Source organism: Hydrogenophaga sp., assembly GCF_019635465.1.
Classification (GTDB): domain Bacteria; phylum Pseudomonadota; class Gammaproteobacteria; order Burkholderiales; family Burkholderiaceae_C; genus Hydrogenophaga.
Genome location: NZ_JAHBZK010000004.1, coordinates 1 through 15,097, shown reverse-complemented (window position 1 = coordinate 15,097; position 15,097 = coordinate 1). Strand labels below are relative to the sequence as shown.

At 64.9% G+C, this 15,097-nt stretch carries 14 protein-coding genes; all 14 read right to left on the bottom strand.

Translation table 11 applies throughout. The features are described 5' to 3' along the window. Nucleotides 1-10: 10 nt before the first annotated feature. Nucleotides 11-820: a tryptophan synthase subunit alpha gene (gene trpA, locus KF871_RS04245; protein WP_291138739.1), complete on the bottom strand. Its 810-nt coding sequence runs from the start codon at nt 818-820 to the stop codon at nt 11-13. Beyond that, entirely contained in the window at nt 817-2,103 is a 1,287-nt protein-coding gene (gene trpB / locus KF871_RS04240) for a tryptophan synthase subunit beta (protein ID WP_291138737.1), read from the bottom strand. The genes trpA and trpB overlap by 4 nt, the downstream gene beginning before the upstream one ends. A gap of 50 nt (nt 2,104-2,153) precedes the next feature. Then, nucleotides 2,154-2,840, bottom strand: a complete 687-nt coding sequence (locus tag KF871_RS04235; protein ID WP_291138735.1) for a phosphoribosylanthranilate isomerase — start codon at nt 2,838-2,840, stop codon at nt 2,154-2,156. Next, nucleotides 2,837-3,625, bottom strand: a complete 789-nt coding sequence (truA, locus tag KF871_RS04230) for a tRNA pseudouridine(38-40) synthase TruA (RefSeq protein WP_291139222.1) — start codon at nt 3,623-3,625, stop codon at nt 2,837-2,839. The genes KF871_RS04235 and truA overlap by 4 nt, the downstream gene beginning before the upstream one ends. Nucleotides 3,626-3,673: 48 nt before the next feature. Further along, nucleotides 3,674-6,268, bottom strand: a complete 2,595-nt coding sequence (locus KF871_RS04225; RefSeq protein WP_367172036.1) for a FimV/HubP family polar landmark protein — start codon at nt 6,266-6,268, stop codon at nt 3,674-3,676. Between the two features lie 215 nt (nt 6,269-6,483). Further along, nucleotides 6,484-7,614 carry an aspartate-semialdehyde dehydrogenase gene (asd, locus tag KF871_RS04220; RefSeq protein WP_291138733.1) on the bottom strand — a complete coding sequence of 377 codons (1,131 nt, stop codon included), beginning with the start codon at nt 7,612-7,614 and terminating at the stop codon, nt 6,484-6,486. 246 nt (nt 7,615-7,860) lie between these two features. Then, nucleotides 7,861-8,931, bottom strand: coding sequence for a 3-isopropylmalate dehydrogenase (gene leuB / locus KF871_RS04215; protein WP_291138731.1), 1,071 nt, complete (start codon nt 8,929-8,931; stop codon nt 7,861-7,863). 16 nt (nt 8,932-8,947) lie between these two features. After that, on the bottom strand, nt 8,948-9,598 hold the full coding sequence (gene leuD, locus KF871_RS04210) for a 3-isopropylmalate dehydratase small subunit (RefSeq protein WP_291138729.1): 651 nt from the start codon (nt 9,596-9,598) through the stop codon (nt 8,948-8,950). A 9-nt stretch (nt 9,599-9,607) separates the two neighbouring features. After that, the gene (locus KF871_RS04205) at nt 9,608-9,769 is read right to left on the bottom strand and encodes an entericidin EcnAB (RefSeq protein WP_291138727.1); all 162 of its coding nucleotides are present in this window, start codon (nt 9,767-9,769) and stop codon (nt 9,608-9,610) included. A gap of 31 nt (nt 9,770-9,800) precedes the next feature. Beyond that, a complete protein-coding gene (gene leuC, locus KF871_RS04200; RefSeq protein ID WP_291138725.1) occupies nt 9,801-11,222 on the bottom strand; it encodes a 3-isopropylmalate dehydratase large subunit in 1,422 nt (473 codons plus the stop codon). 122 nt (nt 11,223-11,344) lie between these two features. Further along, nucleotides 11,345-12,655 (bottom strand): citrate synthase, encoded by a 1,311-nt coding sequence (locus KF871_RS04195; protein WP_291138723.1) that lies wholly within the window; start codon nt 12,653-12,655, stop codon nt 11,345-11,347. Beyond that, nucleotides 12,652-12,957 (bottom strand): succinate dehydrogenase assembly factor 2, encoded by a 306-nt coding sequence (locus tag KF871_RS04190; RefSeq protein WP_291138721.1) that lies wholly within the window; start codon nt 12,955-12,957, stop codon nt 12,652-12,654. The genes KF871_RS04195 and KF871_RS04190 overlap by 4 nt, the downstream gene beginning before the upstream one ends. Before the next feature lie 17 nt (nt 12,958-12,974). Continuing rightward, nucleotides 12,975-13,679: a succinate dehydrogenase iron-sulfur subunit gene (locus tag KF871_RS04185; RefSeq protein WP_291138719.1), complete on the bottom strand. Its 705-nt coding sequence runs from the start codon at nt 13,677-13,679 to the stop codon at nt 12,975-12,977. Between the two features lie 19 nt (nt 13,680-13,698). After that, nucleotides 13,699-15,097 (bottom strand): FAD-binding protein (locus tag KF871_RS04180; protein WP_291138717.1); only part of this gene is annotated, 1,399 nt, incomplete at its 5' end.

The window sequence follows — 15,097 nt, the reverse complement described above, 5'->3', positions numbered from 1 at the left end:
CGAGGCGGGATTATGCGTCGAGCGCCTTTCGGATGGTGCGCAGGAACTGACCAGCGATGGGCACGACCTTCTCGTGGGGTTCGTTCTCGATCAGCTGGATCAAGCGGCTGCCAATTACCACGGCGTCGGCGGTTTTGCCAATCGCGCGTGCCGTGTCGGCGTCGCGGATGCCGAAGCCGACTCCCACCGGGATGTGCACGTGTTGGCGGATGCGCGGCAGCATGGCCTCGACCTGCGAGACGTCGAGCGTGCCAGCACCGGTGACTCCCTTGAGCGAGACGTAGTAGACGTACCCACTGGCCACCTGCGCGACCTGCGCCATGCGCTCGTCGGTGGAGGTGGGCGCGAGCAGAAAGATCAGGTCCATGTCGCGTGCGCGCAAGGCCTTGGCGAAGTCTTCGCACTCTTCGGGTGGGTAGTCGACCACCAGCACGCCGTCAACACCGGCCTCGGCCGCGTCCTTCACGAATGCGCCCTGGCCATGCTTCTGGTCATAGCGTTCCACCGGGTTGGCGTAGCCCATGAGGACGACGGGCGTCTTCTGGTTGCGCTCGCGAAAGCGCTTGACCATGGCGATGACCTGAGCCAGGCCCACGCCAGCCGCCAGCGCGCGATCGCCGGCCTTCTGAATCACCGGGCCATCTGCGGACGGATCGGAGAATGGCACGCCCAGCTCGATGATGTCGGCACCGGCCTCGGCCATGCCGTGCATCAGGTCGACGGTGATGTCGGCATAAGGGAAGCCGGCGGTCACGTAGGGGATGAGCGCCTTGCGACCCTCGGCCTTGAGCGCGGTCAGGGTTTGTTCAATGCGGCTCATCGTTTCACCTCGATCGTCGCGTCGCCGCCTTTGACCGACTGCCCGCGGCAGCTGGGGCGGCAATAGAAATCGGCCTTGGACAGATCGGCCACGGTGCCGATGTCCTTGTCGCCACGGCCGGACAGGTTGACCAGGATGGACTGGGTGGGTTTCATGGTCTTGGCCAGTTTCATGGCGTGCGCCAGCGCGTGGCTCGATTCGAGCGCCGGGATGATGCCTTCGGTGCGACACAGGTGGTGAAAGGCTTCGAGTGCCTCGGTGTCGGTGATGCCGACGTACTCGGCGCGGCCGATGTCCTTGAGGTAGGCGTGCTCCGGTCCCACGCCCGGGTAGTCCAGCCCGGCGCTCACGCTGTGTGTCTCGGTGACCTGCCCGTTGTCGTCTTGCAGCACGTAGGTGCGGTTGCCGTGCAGCACGCCGGGGCTGCCCTTCTGCAGAGAGGCCGAGTGTTTGCCACTGTCCAGACCCTCACCGGCCGCCTCCACGCCAATCAGGCGGGTGCGCTCGTGGCCGATGTAGGGGTAGAAGATGCCCATGGCGTTGCTGCCACCTCCCACGCAGGCCACCACCGCGTCGGGCTGTTTGCCCTTGCAGCCGGCCTCCTTGAGCATCTGCGGCATCTGCTTGATGCACTCTTCGCCAATGACACTCTGGAAGTCGCGCACCATCATCGGGTAGGGGTGCGGGCCGGCAACCGTGCCAATGATGTAGAAGGTGTTGTCGACGTTGGCGACCCAGTCACGCAAGGCTTCGTTGAGCGCGTCCTTGAGCGTTCGGCTGCCGCTGTCCACCGGCACCACAGTGGCGCCCAGCAGCTTCATGCGATAGACGTTGGGGCTTTGGCGCTTGACGTCTTCGCTGCCCATATACACCACGCACTCGAGGCCGTAGCGCGCGCAGATGGTGGCGGTGGCCACGCCGTGCTGGCCCGCGCCGGTCTCGGCAATGATGCGCGGCTTGCCCATGCGCCGCGCCAGCATGGCCTGCCCGATGGTGTTGTTCACCTTGTGGGCGCCGGTGTGGTTGAGGTCCTCGCGCTTGAGGAAGATCTGCGCGCCGCCCAGTTCGCGGCTGGTGCGCGCAGCGTGGTAAACGGGGCTGGGCCGGCCCACGAAATGTGCCAGTTCGTACCGGAATTCGGCGAGAAACTCCGGGTCGTGCTGGTACTTGGCGTAGGCGGCCTTGAGCTCGTTGATGGCGTGTGTGAGCGTCTCGCTCACAAAGCTGCCACCGTAGATGCCGAAATGGCCGCGCGGGTCGGGTTGCTGGTAGGGGGTCTGCATGGTCGGGAATCCTGATCGATGGATGGCCCGCAGCAAGACCCGGCATTGGCTCAGGGGGACTGCGGGGGCGGTGGCGTCGCATCGGCGGCGCGCACGGCGGCCACAAAGGCCTGCATCTTCTCGGCGCTCTTGATGCCCTTGGACACCTCGATGCCGGAACTCACGTCAACGGCCCAGGGCCGTACGAGGTGAATGCCATCGGTCACGTTTGCAGGCGTGAGTCCACCAGACAAAACGAGGCGAGAGCTGGCGTTTAGTCGAGGATGTGACCAAGGGAATGCTGTCCAGTCGAAGGATTGACCGCCGCCGCCAAATCCCTCAACGTGGGCATCCAGCAGGATGGCCTGGGCGGTGGCGAAGCGGTTCGCGAATTGTAGAAGATCAAATCCCTTGCCGGCGTCGCCTGTCGGAATGCGGGCCGCGCGCAGGTAAGGGTGCTTCGCCGCATCGCATTCTTCGGGAGACTCGTCGCCGTGGAACTGCAGCACCGCCTGCGGCACCGCGGTCAGCCCTTGCGCGATGGCCTCGGCGCTGGCATTGACGAACAGCAGAACCGGGGTGACGAACGCCGGTAGACGTCGCGCCAGGGCGCCGGCCCGCTCGGGCGTCACGAAGCGGGGGCTGGGGGCGTACATCACGAAGCCGACCGCATCGGCGCCCAGCTGCACCGCGGCATCCACGTCCTTTTCGCGTGTCAGGCCGCAGAACTTGATGCGTGTGCGTCTGTGGGATGTCATGGCAGCCAGTCAAAGGCGGCGGTCCGCTCAGGCAGGTTCCAGACGGCATCGTAGACGGGGCCGAGAAAGTACAGGCCGTCGGGGGAAAAGGTGGGCGCCGCGGCGTCACGGTCTTTGGCTGCCAGCACCTGTGTCATCCAGTCCGGTGGGCGGTTGCCACTGCCGATGGCGATCAGGCAGCCCATGATGTTGCGGATCATGTGGTGCAGGAAGGCATTGGCTTCGAATTCGAATCGCCAATAGGCCCCACGCCTTTGTATGTCGAGACGACGAAGCGTCTTGACCGGGGTGTGGGCCTGGCATTGGGACGCGCGAAACGAGGTGAAGTCGTGTTCGCCCAGCAGGGCCTGCGCGGCGGCAAGCATGGGTTCCAAAGCCAGTGGCCTGAACACCCAGCCCACCTGCCCCTGGTCCACGCTGGGTCGCACGGGCGATTCGAGCAGCACGTAGGCGTAGCGACGCGCGATGGCACTTGCCCGGGCGTGAAAGTTTTGCGGTACCTCGCGCGCCCACTGCACGGCAATGTCTGCGGGCAGAAAGCTGTTGGTGCCTCGTACCCAGGCGTTCTCCGTGCGCTGTAACTGCACGTCGAAGTGCACCACCTGCATCAGGCCGTGCACGCCTGCGTCGGTGCGTCCCGCACACAAGGTGTTGATGGCAGGCAAGGCGCAGAACTTGGCCAGGGCCTGCTCCAGGTGGTCCTGGACTGTTCTGCCACTGGGTTGGCTTTGCCAGCCGTCGTAGGCACTTCCGTTAAAGCTCACGCCCAGCGCGATGCGGTGCATCGGGCTGGGCGTGTCGGGCGAGGGCGAGGGGTCGGTCAAGCGATGGCGTCAGGCCAGATCGGACAAGAAGGTGCTCGCCTTGGTTTTGAGGGGGCCGGAGGCTTCGGCCAGCACTTCTTCAGCCAGCGATCGAGCGCCTTCGAAGTCGCCGATGGCGCGGAATTCTTCCGCCAGCGACAGCTTGGTCTCGAGGGGATTTTCTTCGGTGAGTTCGGCCGGGGTGGGGGCGGCCGTTACCTCCGCGGTCTTGCCGGCACCGCCCTCGAGGTCGAGGTTGAGGTCGCCCAGGTTGAAGTCCATCATCCCGGAGGCAGCAGCGTCTGCTGTGGCGGGGGCTTGCACCGCCGGCGGATTGCCCAGATCCAGGTCGAAGCTGGGTGCGGCCACAGCCTCAGGCGTGACGTGATCCAGGCTGGGCACTTCGAGCGTGACCGGTGCGGTCTCGGCCCGCTCGACATTGCCGGCCGGCGATTCGTCGGGCAAGTCCAGGTCGAAGTCCATGGCACCAGAGGGCTGGGCATCGACGGGGCTGGCGCTTGCGGTGAGCGCTTCGGTGGAGTCGAGGTCGTCGAGCCCCGACATGGGTGCCACTGGCCGCGAATCCGGACCTGAGGCAGCCGCATCGTCGAGCGAGAAGTCAAGATCGAGGTCCAGGGCGCCAGCGCCGGTCGCGGGCCCGGTGCCCAGGTTGACCGTGCTCGGACCGAACGGTGCGGTCTGCAAGGGGCCAGGTGCTGTGCCCGCGACGGCCTTGGCCACCGGGTGTCCGCCCGGTTGATACAGCGGGTTGGAGGGATCCAGTTCGCGACCCAATTCGCAGGCACGCTCCCATTCCGCACCTTCGCCCTGGGTCAGGCCAAATGCTTCGCTGGCCACGACTTCAAATGCGCGCGCATCGCGGCGCTTGGCATAAATCTCAAGCAGCTTGGTGTGAATGGCCACCCGCGTCGGGGTGCTGCGCATCGCTTCCTTGAGGATCTCTTCGGCCTGCAGATCGCGTCCGTATGCGAGGTAGACGTCGGCTTCTGCGACCGGGTCGACGTCGCCCGCGGCGTCCAGCTGGCTGGGCGAATACACCATGGACGAGCCGGACGCCATGGCCTCGGCGGTGTCGATGCGCTGACCACCGCTGGAGCCAAAGAAGGAGTCGGGTTGCAGGCGGCTTTCAAGGAAAGAGCTGTCCACGTTGGCCGAGGCTTTGCGTTGACGCATGCGCCACAGGCCGAAGCCAGCCAACAAAGCCAGCAAGCCACCAGCGACGGGCAGCACCAGGGGGTTCTCGCTGAGGGAGTCGATGAGGCTGGGCTCTTGCGCAGCGGGCGCGGGCAGGGCCGGCGGGGTGGGCGCTTTGACGACGGCCGGGGCAGGGGCTGGTGCCGGAGCTGCGGGGGCAGGTGCGGGTGCCTGAGCCTCGGGCGCAGGTGCTGGCGGGGCCGCGGGCGCCTCTGCCGTGGGCGCTGGCGCCGCCGCGGGGGCAGGAGCGGGTTCGGGGGCGGCAGCCGCAGGCGCTGGGGTCGGCGCAGGTGTCGCCTGTTGGCCCAGCTTGGAGAGCTCTTCGATGTTGCGGGAGAGCTCTGCAGTTCGCTGAGAGGCGTCCTTGGTCTGGCGCTCTTCGGCGATCTTGGATTCGGCGCCGGCTTCCGCCTTGGGTTGGCTCAAGGTCAGACGATCGGTGCTCGGCGCTGGCGCCGCACGATCCTGAACCTCGGCTTGTACCTGGCCACTGGCCTGGCGATCTGCTGCCTCGACCTGGGCCTGGGGCACAGCGCCCGCCAGGCGGCGGCGATATTCGTCGAAGTCGCGGCTTTGTGCTGCGATGGTCTGGCGAGCTTCGCTGGCGCTGACGGCGCTGGCGGCATCTCGGTTGGGCAGGTCGATGACGGCGCCCGCACGCAAGCGGTTGACGTTGCCATCAACGAAGGCATTCGGGTTGGCCTGCAACATGGCCACCAGCATTTGATCCAGTGACACGCCGGAGGGCCGGTTGGCGGCGGCGATGCCGCCTGCGGTGTCGCCGCGTTGCACGGTGACTTGGCGCGGTCCTTCGGCGGGTGCGGGGGCCGGCGCGGGTTCTGCGCTGGCGGCGCGAGGCGCCGCTGGTGCGGGGCTCACCGGTGCGGCAGCAGGTGCTGGCGCAGCCGACGGTGCAGGCGCTGGCCGCGGGGCCTGGGCAATGGGCGCAACGGGTGCAGGCGCAGGCGCCTTGGCACGCAGGCTGGGCGGATCGAACAGCAACGTGTAGTCGCGCACCAGTCGGCCGGTCGACCAGTTGGCTTCCAGGATCAGGTCAAGGAACGGCTCGTTGACCGGGTTCGGGCTGCGAAGACGGAGGAAGGCCCGCCCATCGGCACGGCGCTGAAGCGTGATTTCGAGTTGATTGAGCGCTGGGCTGACGTCGACGCCCGCGGCACGGTAGGTGTCTCCGGACGCCAATCCCACCCGGAGGCTGGATTGTTCGGTCGCACTGATGTCAGGTACGTCAATCTCGGCGCGCAGTGGTTCGCCCAGGGCGGACTGAACAACAACTCTTCCCAGTGCGAGCGCGTTGGCGTCGCCCGGGTGAAGCATCAAGGTCGACACCAGGGCCGCCGCCGCGACGGCGTGCAGGCCCGCAAAGCCCATTCGCTTCGTGTGTTTCGACACGGACGAGGCAGCGGGCGATGGGGTGTGGCGGGTGGGGGATGGCACTGGAACCTCGACGTCAAAAACCGAGAATTGACCTTAACATCAACGGATTACGGTTACAAGCTGAGAATCCGCTTGAGTTTCTGAGGCTACCGCTCGTCACTGCGAGGGGGCCCGTTCCCGTTGTTCACCTGCAACGAGAACGGCCTCGCACCTACCCCCCGGGGTGAGACTCAGTCCTGCAACAGAATCCGCAGCATGCGGCGCAACGGCTCCGCGGCACCCCACAGCAGCTGGTCGCCAATGGTGAAGGCGCCGAGGTATTCCGGCCCCATCGCCATTTTTCGCAGGCGACCGACCGGAATCGACATGGTGCCCGTCACCGCCACCGGCGTGAGGTCGCGCATGGTGTCCTCCCGGGTGTTGGGCACCATTTTGACCCACGGGTTGTCCGCAGCGATCATGGCCTCGATGTCGGCCAGCGGTACGTCCTTGCGCAGCTTGAAGGTCAGTGCCTGTGAGTGGCACCGCATGGCGCCCACTCGCACGCAGAAACCATCAACTGGCACGGCGGGTGCGTTGAAACCCTCGCCCTGGCCAAGAATCTTGTTGGTCTCGGCCATGCCCTTCCACTCTTCGCGGGACACGCCGTTGCCCATGTCCTTGTCGATCCAGGGAATGAGCGAACCGCCCAGCGGCACGCCGAAGTTGGCAACGTCCGACCCGGAAAGTGCGCGTTGTTTGGCGATCACCTTGCGGTCAATTTCCAGAATGGCGCTCTTGGGGTCGTCCAGCAGCGCCTTGACCTCGGCATTGAGCGTGCCGTATTGGGTGAGCAACTCGCGCATGTGCTGAGCGCCGCCGCCGCTGGCGGCCTGGTAGGTCTGTGTGCTCATCCACTCAACCAGTCCCGCTTTGTAGAGCGCGCCCACACCCATCAGCATGCAGCTCACGGTGCAGTTGCCACCAATCCAGTTGCGACCGCCTTTGGCCAATGCGTCCTTGATGACCGGCATGTTCACGGGGTCGAGCACGATGACCGCGTCGTTCTTCATGCGCAGGGAAGAGGCGGCGTCGATCCAGTGGCCGTTCCAGCCGGCCGCGCGCAACTTGGGGAAGACATCGGTGGTGTAGTCGCCCCCTTGGCAGGTAATGACGATGTCACAGCGCTTGAGCGCATCGATGTTGTTGGCGTCCAGCAGTTTGGCTTCGTTCTTGGCCATGGCCGGTGCTGCACCACCCGCATTGGAGGTGGAGAAGAAGATGGGTTCGATGAGGTCGAAGTCGCCTTCTTCGACCATGCGGTCCATCAGCACGGAGCCCACCATGCCGCGCCAGCCAACCAAGCCTACCAATTTGCTCATTGCAGTTCGCCCTTTCAGTGAAGTGATCCGGTGTTGACCAGACCGACTCGCCCGGCTCGTCTGGCCGGGGAGGGCGCACGACGAACCAGGCTGTGTCAGCCCTTAATGGTCGTGGTTTTGGTGGAGATTGCGCACACAGCGACACCCACCAGGGCGGCGGATGCAGTGTTCAACAGGAACGGGCTGGCGGCAAACATGGTCGCGGATTGTAGTGCAAGCGCGGGCCGATCAAGGCCCGGCGAGCGGTCAGCGCAGCGCTTTCACCACGGCGGCACCCATTTCAGCGGTGCCGACTTTGGTGGTGCCTTCGCTGTGGATGTCGGGGGTGCGCAGTCCCTGGGCCAGCACCGCCTTCACCGCCGCCTCGATGCGATCAGCCGCCTGGGCCTGATTGAGGCTGAAGCGCAACATCATGGCCGCACTCAGGATGGTGGCCAATGGGTTCGCCACGCCTTTGCCCGCGATGTCGGGTGCGCTGCCGTGGCTGGGCTCATACAGACCCTGGTTGCTGGCATTGAGGCTGGCCGAGGGCAGCATGCCGATCGAGCCGGTCAGCATGGAGGCCTCGTCCGACAGGATGTCGCCAAACATGTTGCCGGTGACCACCACGTCGAATTTCTTGGGTGCGCGCACCAGTTGCATGGCAGCGTTGTCGACGTACATGTGCTCCAGCTCGACATCCGGGTACTGCGCGTGCACTTCGGTCACCACGTCTTTCCAGAACTGGAAGGTCTCCAGCACGTTGGCCTTGTCAACGCTGGTCACCTTCTTGCTGCGTTTGCGTGCCGCCTGAAACGCCACGTGCGCAATGCGCTCGATCTCGGGCTTGCTGTAGCGCATCGTGTCGAAGGCTTCGTCAGCACCCGGGAAGTGCCCGTCCGCCGCGGTGCGTCGGCCTCGAGGCTGGCCGAAGTAAATGTCGCCCGTCAGCTCCCGGATGATGAGGATGTCCAGTCCCGAAATCACCTCGGGCTTGAGGGTGGAGGCACCCACCAGCTCGGGGTAGCAGATGGCCGGACGGAAGTTGGCGAACAGCCCCATGTGCTTGCGCAAACCCAGGATCGCCTGCTCGGGGCGCAATGCGCGTTCGAGCTTGTCGTATTTCCAGTCGCCCACCGCACCGAACAGCACGGCGTCGGCCTGCTGCGCCAGCTTCAACGTCGATTCCGGCAGCGGGTGACCATGTGCCTCGTAGGCGGCACCGCCCACGGGGGCGGATTCCATCTCAAACGACAGGTCCAGCGCCTGGAGCACCTTGACCGCTTCGGCAACGATTTCGGTGCCGATGCCGTCACCGGGGAGAACTGCAATCTTCATTTGGCAAGGCTGTCTGTCAGCCGTTGAGGGTATGGGCGAGCCAGGGCTTGGTGGCCAGGCGCTCGGCTTCGTAGGCGGTGATCTTGTCTTTGTGGCGCAAGGTCAAACCGATGTCGTCCAGGCCATTGAGCAGGCAGTACTTGCGAAACGGCTGCACGTCGAACGCGATCTCGCCGCCTTGTGGTTCAACGATCACCTGGCGCTCCAGGTCGATCGTGAGGCTGTATCCGGGAAACGCCGCGACCTCGTCGAACAGGCGCGATACCGTGGCCTCGGGCAGCACGATGGGCAGCAGGCCGTTTTTGAAGCAGTTGTTGAAGAAGATGTCGGCGAAACTGGGGGCGATCAGCGCGCGAAAGCCGTATTGCTCAATGGCCCAGGGCGCGTGTTCGCGGCTGGAGCCGCAGCCGAAGTTCTTGCGCGCCAGCAGCACCGACGCACCGGTGTAGCGCGGCAGATTGAGGATGAAGTCCGGATTGGGCTTGCGCTTGGTCTGGTCTTGACCGGGTTCGCCCTTGTCGAGGTAGCGCCACTCGTCGAACAGGTTGGGTCCGAAACCGGTCTTGCGGATCGACTTCAGAAACTGCTTCGGAATGATGGCGTCGGTGTCGACGTTGTCGCGATCCATCGGGGCCACGAGCCCCTTGTGCACTGTGAACTTCTGCATCGCCTTGCCTTACTTGGCCACGTCCTGAATTTTTTCGCCGGCCTTTTCAATGCCCTTGCCGGCGGCCTGACCGACTTCCTTGGCGTCTTGCTTGACGCCGCTCCAGGTGTTGCAACCGGCAAGCGCGGCGCACACGGCCGCAGCGGCGATGAACCATGGGATGCGTTTCATGCGGATCTCCTTTGGCGGATGGACGGGACGCTCAGGCCAGGGTGCGAACGTCGACAAAATGGCCGTGCACGGCGGCGGCCGCGGCCATGGCCGGTGAGACCAGGTGCGTGCGACCGCCAGCGCCCTGGCGACCTTCAAAGTTGCGGTTGCTGGTCGAGGCGCAGCGCTCGCCGGGTTCCAGGCGGTCGGCGTTCATGGCCAGGCACATGCTGCAGCCCGGCTCGCGCCATTCGAAGCCCGCGGCCTTGAATATCTCGTGCAGACCCTCGCGTTCCGCCTGGGCCTTCACCAGCCCGGAGCCGGGCACCACCATGGCCAGCTTGACGTTTTTGGCGACTCGCTGGCCCAGCTTCTTCACCATGGCGGCGGCTTCACGCATGTCTTCGATGCGGCTGTTGGTGCAGGAGCCGATGAACACCTTGTCAACGAAGATGTCGTTCATGGCTTTGCCGGGTTCGAGTGCCATGTAGGTCAGGGCGCGTTCGATCGCGCCACGCTTGGTGGCGTCCTTTTCCTTGTCGGGGTCGGGGACGCGCGCATCGATGCCGAGAACCATCTCGGGCGAGGTGCCCCAGGTCACCTGCGGCACGATTTTCGTGGCGTCGAGTTCGACCACGGTGTCGAAGGTAGCGCCGGGGTCGGAATGCAGGGTGCGCCAGTAGTTGACTGCCTGATCCCATTCCACGCCCTGCGGCGCGAGGGGACGGCCTTTGACGTACTCGATGGTTTTGTCGTCCACCGCCACCAGACCGGCGCGTGCGCCCGCTTCGATGGCCATGTTGCACACGGTCATGCGGCCTTCCATCGACAGCGAGCGGATGGCGCTGCCGGCGAATTCAATCGTGTAGCCCGTGCCGCCCGCGGTGCCGATGCGCCCGATGATGGCCAGCACCACGTCCTTGGCGGTCACGCCCTTGGCCAACTGACCTTCCACCTTGATCAGCATGTTTTTGGCCTTCTTGGCCAGCAGCGTCTGGGTGGCGAGGACGTGCTCGACTTCGCTGGTGCCAATGCCGTGGGCCAGGGCACCGAAGGCGCCGTGCGTGCTGGTGTGCGAGTCGCCGCACACAACGGTCATGCCGGGCAGCGTGGCGCCACTCTCGGGACCGATCACGTGCACGATGCCCTGTCGTTGCGACAGGAAAGGGAAGAACGCTGCCGCGCCAAATTCGGCAATGTTGGCGTCCAGCGTGGTGATCTGCTCTTTGCTGATCGGGTCGGCAATGCCGTCATAGCCGCGTTCCCAGCCGGTGGTGGGTGTGTTGTGGTCGGCGGTGGCCACAACCGAGCTGACGCGCCAGACCTTTCGGCCCTGTTCGCGCAGGCCTTCAAAAGCCTGCGGACTGGTGACTTCGTGCACCAGATGGCGGTCGATGTAGAGAACGGCGGTGCCGTCTTCTTCGGTATGGACGATGTGTTCGTCCCAGATCTTGTCGTACAGCGTGCGGGCCATGGCTTGTCTCTGATCGGTCGTTCGTGGGCCGGTCGACGATTCTACGGGCTGTAGAAAGACAACACCCGCCGAGGCATTCGCCTGGGCGGGTGTTTGCAAGTGTCAGCTTGCGCAGTTCAGCATCACTTCTTGGCGGCGGCCGGCACGTCGCGGCGCGGCGAGCCGGTGAACAGTTGACGTGGACGGCCGATCTTGTACTCAGGATCGCCGATCATTTCGTTGAGCTGGGCGATCCAGCCGACCGTGCGCGCCAGCGCAAAGATGCCGGTGAACAGGTTGACCGGAATGCCGATGGCGCGCTGCACGATGCCGGAGTAGAAGTCCACGTTCGGGTACAGCTTGCGTTGCACGAAGTAGTCGTCTTCCAGGGCGATCTTCTCGAGCTGCTTGGCCAGCTTGAACAGCGGGTCATTCTCAAGACCGAGCTCCTGCAGCACTTCGTTGCAGGTTTCCTGCATGAGCTTGGCGCGCGGGTCGTAGTTCTTGTACACGCGGTGACCGAAGCCCATCAGCTTCACGCCGGAGTTCTTGTCCTTGACCTTCTCCATGAACTCGCCGACCTTGGCAACGCCGCCGTCGCGCTGGATGTCTTCCAGCATGTTCAGACAGGCCTCGTTGGCACCACCGTGGGCAGGGCCCCACAGGCAGGCCACGCCCGCGGCAATGGCCGCGAACGGGTTGGTGCCCGACGAAGCACACAGCCGCACGGTCGAGGTGGAAGCGTTTTGTTCGTGGTCGGCGTGCAGGATGAAGATCCGGTCCAGCGCGCGCTCGAGCACCGGGTTGACCACGTAGTCCTCGCACGGGGTGCCGAACATCATGCGCATGAAGTTGCCTGCGTAGGACAGGCTGTTCTGCGGGTACATGTAGGGCTGACCCATCTTGTACTTATAGGCCAGTGCCACCAGCGTCGGCATCTTGGCGATCAGGCGGATCGCGGCGATTTCGCGGTGCTCCGGGTTATTGATGTCGGTGCTGTCGTGATAGAAGGCCGACAGGCCGCCGACCAGGCCCGTGAGGATGGCCATGGGGTGCGCGTCGCGGCGGAAGCCCCGCAGGAAGAACTGCATCTGCTCGTTGACCATGGTGTGGTTGGTCACGAGCTTGTGGAACTCGGTACGCTGCGTCTCGTCGGGCAGTTCGCCCTTGAGCAGCAGGTAGCACACGTCGAGGTAGTCGCAGTTGGTGGCCAGCTGCTCGATGGGGTAGCCGCGGTACAGCAGCTCGCCCTTGTCGCCGTCGATGTAGGTGATGGCCGACTGGCACGACGCCGTGGACAGGAAGCCCGGGTCGTAGGTGAACATGCCCGTCTGCGCATACAGCTTGCGGATGTCGATCACGTCCGGGCCGATGTTGCCGCCATACACGGGCAGTTCGACGCTGGGGCTGCCGTTGGAGAACGTCAGGGTGGCTTTGTTGTCGACGGGTTTCATGCAGGTTCCTCGGTACTGGTGGTTGGGCTGACGCCGCGCAGCAGGTCAAGGACCCGCTGCACGTCGTCGCGTGCGAGTTCGCCCTCGAGGGGCTTGCGGCCGAGCAGCAGATCCAGCAGGTCGTTGTCGGACAGGTCCATCAACGCGCCCAGCGCATTGGCCTGCCCAACGGTCAGGCAAGATGCGTGCCGCTCGAAGAATCGCTCGATGAACAGATCGTTCTCGAGCAGCCCACGACGGCAGCGCCAGCGCAGCTTGCTCAAGCCGCGTTCGTCCAGCAGGGCGTTGTCGCCGCCGTTCATGGGCTCTGGGATGGTGCTCAGACCGAGCGCAGCACCATCATTTCCTTGATCTTGCCGATGGCCTTGGTGGGGTTCAGACCCTTGGGGCAGACATCGACGCAGTTCATGATGGTGTGGCAGCGGAACAGGCGGTACGGGTCCTCGAGGTTGTCGAGGCGCTCGCTGGTGGCCTGGTCACGGCTGTCGGCGATAAAGCGGTAGGCCTGCAGCAGACCGGCCGGACCCACGAACTTGTCCGGGTTCCACCAGAAGCTGGGGCAGCTGGTCGAGCAGCTGGCGCACAGAATGCATTCGTACAGGCCGTTGAGCTCTTCGCGCTCTTCGGGCGACTGCAGACGCTCTTTCTCGGGTGCGATCGACTCGTTGATGAGGTAGGGCTTGATGCTGTGGTACTGCTTGAAGAACAGCGTCATGTCGACGATCAGGTCGCGCACCACCGGCAGGCCGGGCAGGGGCTTGAGCACGATGTCGCCCTTGAGCGTGTTCATGTTGGTCAGGCAGGCCAGACCGTTCTTGCCGTTGATGTTCATCGCGTCCGAGCCGCACACGCCTTCGCGGCAGGAGCGGCGGAACGAGATCGACGGGTCCACCGCCTTGAGCTTCATCAGCGCGTCGAGCAGCATGCGCTCGTGCCCGTCGAGCTCGACCTGGATGGTCTGCATGTAGGGCTTGGCGTCCTTTTCGGGGTCGTAGCGATAGATCTTGAAAGTGCGAAGTGCCATGTTCTTCTCCGGGGCGTGCTCAGAACGTGCGGACCTTGGGCGGCACGGACTCGACGGTCAGCGGCTTGAGGTTCACCGGCTTGTAGGTCAGCGAGTTGTCGGCGCTGTGCCAAAGCGTGTGCTTCATCCAGTCGGCGTCGTTGCGGCCCAGCGGGTATTGCGCGTCGTCGGCGGGGCGCTCGTAGTCGTACACCGTGTGGGCGCCGCGGCATTCCTTGCGGGCTGCCGCCGAGGTCATGGTCGCCTGGGCGCATTCCATGAGGTTCTCGACCTCCAGCGCTTCGATGCGCGCGGTGTTGAACACCTTGGACTTGTCCTTGAGTTCGATGCCGGCCACGCGCTCGCGCATGGCGTTGATCTTCTGCACGCCTTCGTCCATGCCGGCCTGGGTGCGGAACACGCCCGCATGCTGTTGCATCGCGGCGCGGATGTCGTTGGCCACGTTCTGCGCGTACTCGCCGCTGGTGGTGCTGTCCAGGCGGGCCAGGCGCGACATCGTGAAGTCTGCGCCGTCCTTGGGCACGGGCTTGTGGGTCTTGTTCTTGTCGTTGTACTGGACGATGTGGTTGCCGGCCGCGCGGCCGAACACCAGCAGGTCCAGCAGCGAGTTGGTGCCCAGGCGGTTGGCGCCGTGCACGCTCACGCAGGAGCACTCGCCCACCGCATACAGGCCGTTGACCACCTTTTGGCTGCCCGCGCCATCGGGCACGACGACCTGGCCATTCACGTTGGTCGGGATGCCACCCATCTGGTAGTGGATGGTCGGCACCACGGGGATCGGCTCGCGCGTGATGTCGACGTTGGCGAAGTTCACGCCGATCTCGTACACCGAGGGCAGGCGTTTGTGGATGGTGTCGGCGCTCAGGTAGCTGAAGTTCAGCAGCACGTAGTCCTTGTTGGGACCACAGCCACGGCCTTCCTTGATCTCCTGGTCCATGCAGCGCGAGACGAAGTCGCGCGGTGCCAGATCCTTCAGCGTCGGGGCATAGCGTTCCATGAAGCGCTCGCCCTCGCTGTTGACCAGGAAGGCACCTTCACCACGGCAGCCTTCGGTCAGCAACACGCCAGCACCGGCCACGCCGGTGGGGTGGAACTGCCAGAACTCCATGTCCTGCAGCGGGATGCCGGCGCGTGCCGCCATGCCCAGGCCGTCGCCGGTGTTGATGAAGGCGTTGGTGGAGGCCGCAAAGATGCGGCCCGCGCCGCCGGTGGCCAGCAACGTGGTCTTGGCTTCGAGCATGTAGACCTCACCGGTCTCCATCTCGAGTGCGGTCACACCGACCACGTCGCCCTCGGCATCGCGCACCAGATCGAGCGCCATCCATTCGACGAAGAAGGTGGTGCGGGCTGCCACGTTCTGCTGGTACAGCGTGTGCAGCATGGCGTGGCCGGTGCGGTCGGCCGCGGCGCAGGCGCGC

Excerpts from the sequence above, each read along its gene's own strand:
- KF871_RS04235 (WP_291138735.1), bottom strand. The coding sequence starts at position 2,840 with ATGACATCCCACAGACGCACACGCATCAAGTTCTGCGGCCTGACACGC.
- trpA (WP_291138739.1), bottom strand. The coding sequence starts at position 820 with ATGAGCCGCATTGAACAAACCCTGACCGCGCTCAAGGCCGAGGGTCGC.
- leuD (WP_291138729.1), bottom strand. The coding sequence starts at position 9,598 with ATGCAGAAGTTCACAGTGCACAAGGGGCTCGTGGCCCCGATGGATCGC.
- trpB (WP_291138737.1), bottom strand. The coding sequence starts at position 2,103 with ATGCAGACCCCCTACCAGCAACCCGACCCGCGCGGCCATTTCGGCATC.
- leuB (WP_291138731.1), bottom strand. The coding sequence starts at position 8,931 with ATGAAGATTGCAGTTCTCCCCGGTGACGGCATCGGCACCGAAATCGTT.
- asd (WP_291138733.1), bottom strand. The coding sequence starts at position 7,614 with ATGAGCAAATTGGTAGGCTTGGTTGGCTGGCGCGGCATGGTGGGCTCC.
- truA (WP_291139222.1), bottom strand. The coding sequence starts at position 3,625 with ATGCACCGCATCGCGCTGGGCGTGAGCTTTAACGGAAGTGCCTACGAC.
- KF871_RS04205 (WP_291138727.1), bottom strand. The coding sequence starts at position 9,769 with ATGAAACGCATCCCATGGTTCATCGCCGCTGCGGCCGTGTGCGCCGCG.
- KF871_RS04195 (WP_291138723.1), bottom strand. The coding sequence starts at position 12,655 with ATGAAACCCGTCGACAACAAAGCCACCCTGACGTTCTCCAACGGCAGC.
- leuC (WP_291138725.1), bottom strand. The coding sequence starts at position 11,222 with ATGGCCCGCACGCTGTACGACAAGATCTGGGACGAACACATCGTCCAT.
- KF871_RS04185 (WP_291138719.1), bottom strand. The coding sequence starts at position 13,679 with ATGGCACTTCGCACTTTCAAGATCTATCGCTACGACCCCGAAAAGGAC.
- KF871_RS04190 (WP_291138721.1), bottom strand. The coding sequence starts at position 12,957 with ATGAACGGCGGCGACAACGCCCTGCTGGACGAACGCGGCTTGAGCAAG.